The sequence below is a fragment of the Streptomyces sp. DvalAA-14 genome (assembly GCF_900091855.1).
In the GTDB taxonomy this organism is placed as follows: domain Bacteria; phylum Actinomycetota; class Actinomycetes; order Streptomycetales; family Streptomycetaceae; genus Actinacidiphila.
This window is the reverse complement of sequence record NZ_FMCH01000030.1, coordinates 1-8,762: the sequence shown is the minus strand read 5'-3', so window position 1 is coordinate 8,762 and position 8,762 is coordinate 1. Positions and strand designations below refer to the sequence as shown.

Here is an 8,762-nt window from a genome sequence, read left to right as displayed (position 1 = left end):
GCCGGGCGGTCGGCGATGTCGTGATGCGCGACGAGATGGGCCCGGACCGAGAAGATCCTGTCGCGTCCCCGCGCCACGACCCCCGGCACGCCCGGGGTGCGGGACATCGGCGACGTGCCCACCTTCGAGCAGTTGGAGATCAGCCACTTCTTCGAGGTCTACAAGGACCTGGAGCCCGGCAAGTCCGTCGAGGGCTCGCACTGGGCGGGCCGTGAGCAGGCGTACCAGGAGATCGAGGCGTCCCGGCGGCGGGCCGCCGCCCGGTCCGCCGGCCGCCCGATCTGAGGGCCGCGCGCGGGCACCCCCTTCGTTCCGCAGGCCGGGATCGGCGGCAGACCGTATCGTGGGCGGTGAGGGTTCCTCGCGCATGGCCGCCGGCACCGGGGGTGCGCGGGCCGCCGAGGTGATCGGCCCCATGGTCCCTGACCTGCGGACGGCCGTCGCCCGCCCCCGTGCGGTGACCTCGTGGACCACCGAACCGGAGAACGGAGCGTGTCCCCATGACCCCCGTCGATTACATCGCCCGTACGGACACCATCCAGATCGCCACCGACCTGCGGGACGGCGGTGAGGTCGTCACCCCGATCTGGGGCGTCATCGTCGACGGCGTCCCCTACATCCGCAGCGCCTACGGAAAAGACTCGAAGTGGTACAAGCGCGTGCAGCGCACCGGGCACGCCGCCTTCGTGGACGGCGCCAGCCGCTACTCCGCGAGCATCGAGAACGTGCCGGACGAGCAGGTCACCCGGCGGGTCGACGCGGCCTACGAAGCCAAGTACGCCGCCCAGGGCGACGCGCTCCGCGAGGTCGTCGCCGACCCGGTCCGTGAATACACCATGCGGGTCAACTTCGAAGGGCAGTGAGCGGGCGGCCGCGCCCGGGAGCCGATCCGGCGCCCGGGCCCGCCGCTCGGCCGCCCGGCGCTACAGATTGATCATGTGCCCGGCCAGGCCGTGCACCGCCTCCTTGACGGCCTCGCCGAGGGTCGGGTGCGCGTGCACGTTGCGGCCGACCTCATGGACGGTCAGGTCCCACTTCTGGGCCAGTGTCAGCTCGGGCAGCAGCTCGGTGACCTCGGGGCCGATCAGGTGGGCGCCGAGGAGTTCGCCGTGGGCGCCGTCACTGATGAGCTTCACGAACCCGGCCGGCTCGCCGAGGCCCTGCGCCTTGCCGTTGGCGGTGAAGGGGAACTTCTGCACCTTGACGTCGAAGCCCCGCTCCCGGGCCTGCGCCTCGGTCCAGCCGAAGCTGGCGACCTGCGGCTGGCAGAAGGTGGCCCGCGGGATCATCACGTAGTCGAGTTCCATCGTCTCCGCGTCCGCGATGGTCTCGGCGGCGATCGCGCCCATGGACTCGGCGGCGTGCGCGAGCATCAGCTTCGCGGTCACGTCGCCGATGGCGAAGATGTGCGGGACGTTCGTCCGGCAGCGGCCGTCGATGTCGATCGCGCCGCGCTCGGTCAGCAGCACCCCGGTGTTCTCCAGCCCGTAGCCGGTCACCCGCGGCTGGAAGCCGATCGCCTGCAGGACCTTGTCGGCCTCCAGCGTCTGCTGCTGGCCGCCGGTCGAGACATGCACCCGTACCTTCTCGCCCGAGTCGTCGATCGACTCGACCCGGGTGGAGGTGAGCACATTGACGCCGAGCTTGCGGTAGGCCTTGGCCAGCTCGGCCGAGACCTCCTCGTCCTCCAGCGGCACCAGGCGGTCCAGGAACTCCACCAGCGTGACCTGGACGCCGTAGTTGCTCAGCACGTACGCGAACTCGACCCCGATGGCGCCGGCGCCGGCGATGACGATGCTGCCGGGGAGTTCGTCACTGAGGATCTGCTCCTCGTAGGTCACCACCCGCTCGCTGAGCGAGGTGCCGGGCAGCAGCCGGGTCGTGGCGCCCGCGGCGATGATGCAGTGGCCGAAGGTGACGGTCTCCTGGCCGCCGTCGGCCAGGCGCACCGACAGCGTGTGGTCGTCGGTGAAGGTCCCGGAGCCGGTGTACTCCGTGATCGCGTTCTTCTTCATCAGGTAGTGCACGCCGCGGACCCGGCCGTCCGCCACCCGGCGGCTGCGCGTGTACGCCTCCCGGTAGTCGAAACTGACCGTGCCCTCGACCCGGATGCCGAAGGTCTTCGCCTCCCGCTGGAAGATGTGCGCCAGCTCGGCGTTGCGCAGCAGTGCTTTGGACGGGATGCATCCGACGTTCAGGCAGACCCCGCCCCAGTACCGCTCCTCCACCACGGCCACCGACAGGCCCAACTGGGCGCTGCGCACGGCGGCGGTGTATCCACCGGGGCCGGCGCCCAGGACAACGACGTCAAAGTGTGCACTCATATCAGCACCATATGGCCCCGGTTGGGCGCGCTCGCCCTTTGGGCGGGCGAGTCGTGTCAGCCGGCCGCCGGTCCCAGGATCAGCAGCCGGTGCGCGGCCAGCAGCCCGGCCGGCAACTCGTCGGCGGTGAACCAGCGTGCCTCCAGGATCTCGAACGGATCCACCCGCAGGGTGCCGCCGACCACGACCGCCTCGTAGGCGACCTCGACGCGCAGCCGGAAACCGCTGGTCAGCTGGACCAGCCGGCCGGTTCTGACGTCCAGTCCGGTCTCCTCCTTGACCTCCCGCACCACGGTGCCGGCGAAGTCCTCGCCCCGCTCCGCGAAGCCGGTGGGCAGCCCCCACGGCCGGGCGGGCGACCACATGCGGTGACGCAGCAGCAGGACGCGGTTCGCGTCGTCGCGCACCACTCCGGTGACCCCGACGACGAAGGTCGCGTGCGCCAGCCACAGCACCCGCCACTGGACGGACCCGCGGAGCTTGTGCCAGATCCAGGCGGTGAGTCGCAGCACGTTGTCTTTTCCTCCGAACCCGGCCCCCGGCGCGACCGACCGCCGCGCCGCACAGTACCCCGGCCCGCCCGGACGGGGGCGGGTCAGATCAGGAGTTCCACGACCCGGCCGATCAGCCCGGCCAGGAAGACACCGACCACGATCATGATGACGGTGACCGGCGCCGGCCCCCAGCCGCGGCTGAGCGCCTCACGTTCCGGTGCGTCCAGGCCGGAGACCCCCGACTCGGCGGGCGGGGTCTGCCCGGGTCGCTGCAGGGCGTCCTCCGGGACGCTGAGCCCTTCGTCCGCCAGGTGCGGGTTGCCGGGCCTGGGATGGCTGATGGCCATGGCCGGTCCTCCTCCGATCAGGCACGTCTGGTTCGAGGTCCGCGAGTCCTTCGCCTACCCGTTCCTTTCGTCCCGATGCCCCGGCGGTTCCGGGTTCGCCGGGCCGGCGGCCCCGGCGCCCGGACCGCACACCGGCCGGTGGTCACGAAGCGTGACGGCGCCGGGGGCGCGGGGCCGTCACCGGCGGGCTCTAGGATGCCGGATCATCCGATCCGACGATACGAGAAGCAGGAGTGCCGAGATGGCCGAGGTCGTCCTCCTCCACCACGCGCAGGGGCTCACTGACGGAGTCCTCGCGTTCGCTGGCGAACTGCGCCGGGCCGGGCACACCGTGCACGCCCCCGACCTGTACGAGGGCCGCACCTTCGCCACCGTCGAGGAGGGCGTGGCCCACGCCGGCGAGATCGGCTTCGGCGAGGTGATCGAGCGCGCCGTGCGCGCGGTCGAGCCGCTGCCCGCCGAACTGGTGTACGCCGGCTTCTCGCTCGGCGTCCTGCCCGCCCAGCAACTGGCGCAGACCCGGGCCGGTGCCCGCGGCGCGCTGCTGTTCCACTCCTGCCTGCCGGTGGCGGAGTTCGGCTCCGCCTGGCCGGCCGGCGTACCGGTCCAGGTGCACGCGATGGACGCCGACCCCTTCTTCGTCGGCGACGGAGACCTCGACGCGGCCCGCGGGCTCGTCGACACGGCCGCGGCCGCGGAGCTCTTCCTCTACCCCGGTGACCAGCACCTGTTCACCGACAGCTCGCTCCCCGCGTACGACGCGGAAGCCGCCGCGCTCCTGAACCGGCGGGTGCTCGCCTTCCTCGCCGGGCGCTGAGGGCCGTCCCGCGGTCCCCGGCGGGACGCCGGCGGCGGCCGGCCCCCGTGCACCGGGAACCCGCCGCCGCCTTTTCCGCTTCTTTTCGGCCTGTGACGGTCGATATCAGGCGTTCGGGTCGAACGGGATTCCGGACGGCATGGAGTGCGCCAAGGCGTAGTCGAAGTTGGCGTCGTTGATTTTGATGGTCGCCGAGCCGAAGTCCGCGTTCATCAGCTTGTCGCGGAAGCCGGCCGGGTAGCCGTTCCAGCCGACCAGCCGCGGGTAGAACCAGCCGCCGGTGACGTTCTCCGGCGGCTCGTCGTTGTTGTTGGCGAAGCGGAAGTCATGGGTCGAGGCGCCGTCCTTGTTGTAGACGACCTTCGGGTGGGTGCCGTCGAACCGCAGCTCGGAGCTGGGGGCCACCTGGTAGCCGGAGTGCTGCGACACCGAGACGTACTGGACCTGGTTGTTGTTGATCCACACCACGACGTGCTCCCAGTCGTGGGTGTGCCCGATGGCCGCCGGGCCGAGGGTCGCCTGGTCCTTCTCGAAGTAACTGGCGTACACCACCGCGCACCAGTCGTTGTTGCACTTCTCGCGCGAGTACGTGTTGGCGTTGGCCAGTTGGGCGTAGTCGTGGCAGTGGCCGTTCACGTCCCCGCCCAGCTTGAGACCCGGGTTGAGGGTGCCGTCGGCCCCGATCGCGGCGGTGGCGTAGCAGCCGTCGGTGTCGTAGTCGTAGGCCGGCGAGAAGGACTGCTCCAGGCCGTCGGCGTTCTGCGGCAGGAGCTGCAGGACGCTGGCGTGCGCGGCCGGCGGCAGGGTCAGCACCAGCGCTGCCGCGCCGAGGGCGCCGGCGAGCGCGGACCGGCGGAGCCGGGTCGAACGCTTGGGGCCGGAGGCCGTTTTCCCGGGATTCGTCCGTGACAGCATGCTGCGCACACCAACTCCTCGACAATGAATTGCGTCAGGAATTGCGGAATGTCAATTCCCGCAATGCGGAAGTAATTCTGCAATATCCCGGCGAGCTGCGGAAGGGGGCCGATTGAACAGTGGAGCACCATTGCCTGAACGGGGGCGCCGGAACGGACGCGATGGCCCGCGCAATGCGTTCTTTGCGATGATTCGACGGGCTCTCGGGCAACTTGCCCCGTCCCGGCGCGGCCGTCCGGCGCGCGCCGCATGTCCCCCTGTTGCCGCCGGATGAACATGGCACGCCGGCGCGCGGCGCTCCGGCCGACCGGCATTGACATCGCTGCGCGGGCATGTCAATTTTGCGGCGCAGACAGGTCATGAGTGCCAGGCACCGGCCCCGCGGGGGCCCCGGCAGCGACGGTGGTGACGATGTACGCAGGTCCGGGGATGGCCGCCTGGCGGCGGCACGGTCGCGTGTCGGCGTACCTGGACCGCTGCGTCGACCTGCTGCGCGTGAGCAGCGCGCTGTGTACCGCCGCCGGCGCCCCGCGGCGGGGCTGACCGCGTCCTTCTGACGCCGCCCGCCCACAGGTGGCCGGCGCCCCGCTGCGTCCGCCCCCGGTCCCGGGTCGATCCCGGACCGCTCCTCGCGCCGATCCCGCGCCCTGGCCCACGTGCGTGCCGCGTCCGCTCCGGCGGCTGCCGCGCACAGATCTCCGGAGCCCCACCATGAGTGAGAACCTCGGCGCCGTCGCGCCTACCGACACCACGGCGCCGCCCCGGCCGCTCCCGGCGCAGCCGGTGCTCCCGCTGCGCCACCCCGGCCGCTGGATCGCCACCGCCGTCGTCCTGGTGCTGGCAGCCCAGGCGGCGCACGGCCTGGTCACCAACCGCTTCTACCAGTGGGGCCGCTTCGGATACTGGTTCGTGCGGCCGGTGATCGTCGACGGTCTGCGCGTCACACTCGAGGTGACGGCCTGCAGCGCGGTCCTCGGACTGCTGGGCGGGGTCGTGCTGGCGCTGTGCAGGCTGTCCCGCAATCCCGTGCTGCGGGCGGTGAGTTGGCTCTACATCTGGCTGTTCCGCTCGGTGCCGCTCATCGTCCTGCTGCTGTTCCTCTACAACTTCAGCGCGCTCTACCACACGCTGAGCATCGGGGTTCCGTTCGGCCCGGCCTTCGTCCGGTTCGACGAATCACGACTGGCCACCGACATGGTGGTGGCGGTGGTCGGGCTGAGCCTCAACGAGGCCGCCTACGCGGCCGAGGTGGTGCGGGCCGGCATCCTCTCCGTCGACCAGGGCCAGCACGAGGCGGCTGCCGCACTGGGACTGCCGAAGGGCTACCAGTTCACCCGGATCGTGCTGCCCCAGGCCCTGCGGGCGATCGTCCCGTCGTATGTCAACCAGCTGATCGGACTGGTGAAGGGCAGCTCGCTCGTCTTCTACGTGTCCCTGCTCGACCTGTTCGGCTCGGCGCAGAGCATGGGAAGCACCTATCCGGGCGACATCGTGCCGCTGCTCCTGGTCGCGACCACCTGGTACGTGATCCTCACCAGTGTCGTCTCCACGGTCCAGTTCTCCGTCGAGCGCCACTACTCGCGCGGCGCGCTGCGCACCCTGCCGCCGACCCCGCTCCAGAAACTGCGGGCGGGCCTGCGCGATCTGCGGGCCCGCGCGCGGCGGGAGGCGGCGCTGTGACCGCCCCGCCCCGCCCGGCGGCGGTCGAGGTCCACGACGTGCACAAATGGTACGGGTCGCACCGGGTGCTGAACGGGGTGAGCCTGACGGTTCGACCCCGCGAGGTCACGGTGATCCTCGGACCGTCCGGCTCCGGCAAGTCCACCTTGCTGCGGGTGATCAACCATCTGGAGAAGCCCGAAGCCGGCTACGTCAGCCTGAACGGCGAGCTGATCGGCGTGCGCCGGCAGGGCGAACGGCTCAAGGAGCTCAGCGAGCGGGCCATCCTCGGCCAGCGCAGCCGGATCGGCTTCGTCTTCCAGAACTTCAACCTCTTCCCGCACCTGACCGTGCTGGACAACGTGGCCGCCGCGCCGGTGGCCACCCGCCTGCTGGGCAGGGCCGAGGCGCGGGAAGCGGCCCTGACTCTGCTCGGCCGGGTGGGACTGGCCGCCAAGGCCGGCGCCTACCCGCGGCAGTTGTCCGGCGGCCAGCAGCAGCGGGTGGCCATTGCCCGCGCGCTGGCGCTGCGGCCCGGCGTGATCCTGCTGGACGAGCCGACCTCGGCGCTGGACCCCGAACTCGTCGGCGAGGTGCTGTCCGTCATCAAGGACATCAAGGACATCAAGAACATCGAGGACATCGAGGACATCGGGGGCGCGGCCGGCGGCGGCACCACGCTGCTCGTCGTCACCCATGAGATCGGCTTCGCCCGCGAGGTCGCCGACCGGGTGGTCTTCCTGGACGGCGGCCGGATCGTCGAACAGGGCACCCCGGCCGAGGTCCTGGACGACCCGCGGCACCGGCGCACCCAGGAGTTCCTGAGCAAGGTGCTCTGACCCCCTCCCACCGCCCTTACCCCCCTTCACCGCCCCCGCCGTCTCCCGGCCCGACCGCCCGCGCCCGCACACCCGCCTCTCACGAAGGACCGCCATGCCCACGCGCACACCCCTGCCCACGCAGCGCCGCCGCGGCCGCCTCGTCCGCGGCCTCACCGCGGCCACCGCCGTCGCCACGCTGGCCGCCGGGCTCGCCGCCTGCGGCAGCGACAGCTCCGCCGCCTCCTCCGCCGGCAGCACGCCCTCGGGCGTGGTGACCATCGGGGCGCAGTCGAACGGCGCCGCCGTGCAGACCGACCTCCATGTTCCCGAAGTGCCCGCCCTGCACGCCGAACTGCCCGCGTCGGTGGCCAGGAGCGGCAAGCTCGTCATCGGTATCGGCGCGCTGCCGGCCGGATCGGCGCCCCTGAACTACATCGGCGGCGACCAGAAGACCCTCACCGGTGTCGAGCCCGACTTCGGCCGGCTGGTGGCGGCCGTGCTCGGCCTGCGGCCCGAACTGAGGAACGCGACCTGGGACAACCTCTTCGTCGGTATCGACAGCGGCAGGACCGATGTCGGCTTCTCCAACATCACCGACACCGAGGAGCGCAAGAAGAAGTACGACTTCGCCTCCTACCGGGAGGACAACCTCGCCTTCGAAGTCCTGCGCACCGACACCTGGAACTTCGGCGGGAACTACGAGAGCCTCGCCGGCAAGACCGTCGCCGTCGGCGCCGGCACCAACCAGGAGAAGATCCTCCTGGAGTGGAAGGCGAAGCTGCAGCGGGAGGGCAAGGACCTCACCGTCAAGTACTTCCCCGACAACAACAGCACGTACCTGGCACTGGACGGCAAGAAGATCGATGCCTTCTTCGGCCCCAACCCCAGCATCGCCTACCACGTGATCCAGGACGCGAAGACGCCCGGCGCGACCCGCAACGCGGGAAAGTTCTCCGGCGCCGGGCAGTCCCTGCAGGGCCTGATCGCCGCCACCACGAAGAAGGGCAACGGGCTGGTCAAGCCGGTGGCCGACGCGATCAACCACCTGATCGCCACCGGCCAGTACGCGCGGTGGCTCAAGGCCTGGAACCTGTCCAACGAGGCGGTCGCGACCTCCCTGGTCAACCCGCCCGGACTGCCCGTCACCAACTCCTGACCGATCCCGGCGGCCGGCCCGCCGCCCGGCCCCGGCCCGGGGACGAGGGCATTGCCTGGAACCTGCCGAGCAGTTAGCGTGAACGCGAGGCCCACGGCCCAGGACGGCGAGGTGATCCGCCTGCGGGTACGACACTCCGGCGACAGCGGTACGCCCCGTCCGCGCGGCTACCGCCACCTGATGGTCGCGCGGCGCCATGTGGATCTGCTCCGGGTGAGCAGCGCGCTGT

The 8,762-nt window shown here is 71.2% G+C and carries 10 protein-coding genes and 1 pseudogene; 7 read left to right on the top strand and 4 right to left on the bottom strand.

Translation table 11 applies throughout. The annotated features are described in order from the left end of the window. A pseudogene (locus tag GA0115240_RS01835) lies at positions 1–285 on the top strand (inorganic diphosphatase); the annotation flags it as partial. A 215-nt stretch (positions 286–500) separates the two neighbouring features. Then, positions 501–863, top strand: coding sequence for a DUF2255 family protein (locus tag GA0115240_RS01830; RefSeq protein ID WP_093734883.1), 363 nt, complete (start codon positions 501–503; stop codon positions 861–863). 60 nt (positions 864–923) lie between these two features. Here the strand turns inward: GA0115240_RS01830 and lpdA are convergent, their stop codons facing one another. The 3 genes from lpdA to GA0115240_RS01815 form a co-directional block, all read right to left on the bottom strand. After that, the gene (gene lpdA, locus GA0115240_RS01825) at positions 924–2,324 is read right to left on the bottom strand and encodes a dihydrolipoyl dehydrogenase (RefSeq protein ID WP_093734882.1); all 1,401 of its coding nucleotides are present in this window, start codon (positions 2,322–2,324) and stop codon (positions 924–926) included. 56 nt (positions 2,325–2,380) lie between these two features. Then, on the bottom strand, positions 2,381–2,836 hold the full coding sequence (locus GA0115240_RS01820) for an NUDIX domain-containing protein (protein WP_093734881.1): 456 nt from the start codon (positions 2,834–2,836) through the stop codon (positions 2,381–2,383). A gap of 83 nt (positions 2,837–2,919) precedes the next feature. Further along, complete coding sequence (locus GA0115240_RS01815; RefSeq protein WP_093734880.1) at positions 2,920–3,165, bottom strand: DUF6480 family protein; 246 nt, start codon at positions 3,163–3,165, stop codon at positions 2,920–2,922. A gap of 241 nt (positions 3,166–3,406) precedes the next feature. On the opposite strand from GA0115240_RS01815, the gene GA0115240_RS01810 reads away from it, so the two are divergent. Then, positions 3,407–3,982: a dienelactone hydrolase family protein gene (locus tag GA0115240_RS01810; RefSeq protein WP_093734879.1), complete on the top strand. Its 576-nt coding sequence runs from the start codon at positions 3,407–3,409 to the stop codon at positions 3,980–3,982. 105 nt (positions 3,983–4,087) lie between these two features. Here GA0115240_RS01810 and GA0115240_RS01805 read toward each other — a convergent pair whose 3' ends face one another. Next, positions 4,088–4,897 (bottom strand): NPP1 family protein, encoded by an 810-nt coding sequence (locus GA0115240_RS01805; RefSeq protein WP_093734884.1) that lies wholly within the window; start codon positions 4,895–4,897, stop codon positions 4,088–4,090. Between the two features lie 411 nt (positions 4,898–5,308). On the opposite strand from GA0115240_RS01805, the gene GA0115240_RS37790 reads away from it, so the two are divergent. From GA0115240_RS37790 to GA0115240_RS01790, 4 genes are all read left to right on the top strand, one after another. After that, positions 5,309–5,440 (top strand): hypothetical protein, encoded by a 132-nt coding sequence (locus GA0115240_RS37790; RefSeq protein WP_256069439.1) that lies wholly within the window; start codon positions 5,309–5,311, stop codon positions 5,438–5,440. Between the two features lie 168 nt (positions 5,441–5,608). After that, positions 5,609–6,577, top strand: a complete 969-nt coding sequence (locus GA0115240_RS01800) for an amino acid ABC transporter permease (protein ID WP_093734878.1) — start codon at positions 5,609–5,611, stop codon at positions 6,575–6,577. Next, on the top strand, positions 6,574–7,395 hold the full coding sequence (locus GA0115240_RS01795) for an amino acid ABC transporter ATP-binding protein (RefSeq protein WP_093734877.1): 822 nt from the start codon (positions 6,574–6,576) through the stop codon (positions 7,393–7,395). The genes GA0115240_RS01800 and GA0115240_RS01795 overlap by 4 nt, the downstream gene beginning before the upstream one ends. Before the next feature lie 94 nt (positions 7,396–7,489). Beyond that, positions 7,490–8,533: an ABC transporter substrate-binding protein gene (locus tag GA0115240_RS01790; protein WP_093734876.1), complete on the top strand. Its 1,044-nt coding sequence runs from the start codon at positions 7,490–7,492 to the stop codon at positions 8,531–8,533. Positions 8,534–8,762 lie beyond the last annotated feature (229 nt).

Excerpts from the sequence above, each read along its gene's own strand:
- GA0115240_RS01810 (WP_093734879.1), top strand. The coding sequence starts at position 3,407 with ATGGCCGAGGTCGTCCTCCTCCACCACGCGCAGGGGCTCACTGACGGA.
- GA0115240_RS01805 (WP_093734884.1), bottom strand. The coding sequence starts at position 4,897 with ATGCTGTCACGGACGAATCCCGGGAAAACGGCCTCCGGCCCCAAGCGT.
- GA0115240_RS01790 (WP_093734876.1), top strand. The coding sequence starts at position 7,490 with ATGCCCACGCGCACACCCCTGCCCACGCAGCGCCGCCGCGGCCGCCTC.
- GA0115240_RS01800 (WP_093734878.1), top strand. The coding sequence starts at position 5,609 with ATGAGTGAGAACCTCGGCGCCGTCGCGCCTACCGACACCACGGCGCCG.
- lpdA (WP_093734882.1), bottom strand. The coding sequence starts at position 2,324 with ATGAGTGCACACTTTGACGTCGTTGTCCTGGGCGCCGGCCCCGGTGGA.
- GA0115240_RS01830 (WP_093734883.1), top strand. The coding sequence starts at position 501 with ATGACCCCCGTCGATTACATCGCCCGTACGGACACCATCCAGATCGCC.
- GA0115240_RS01815 (WP_093734880.1), bottom strand. The coding sequence starts at position 3,165 with ATGGCCATCAGCCATCCCAGGCCCGGCAACCCGCACCTGGCGGACGAA.
- GA0115240_RS37790 (WP_256069439.1), top strand. The coding sequence starts at position 5,309 with ATGTACGCAGGTCCGGGGATGGCCGCCTGGCGGCGGCACGGTCGCGTG.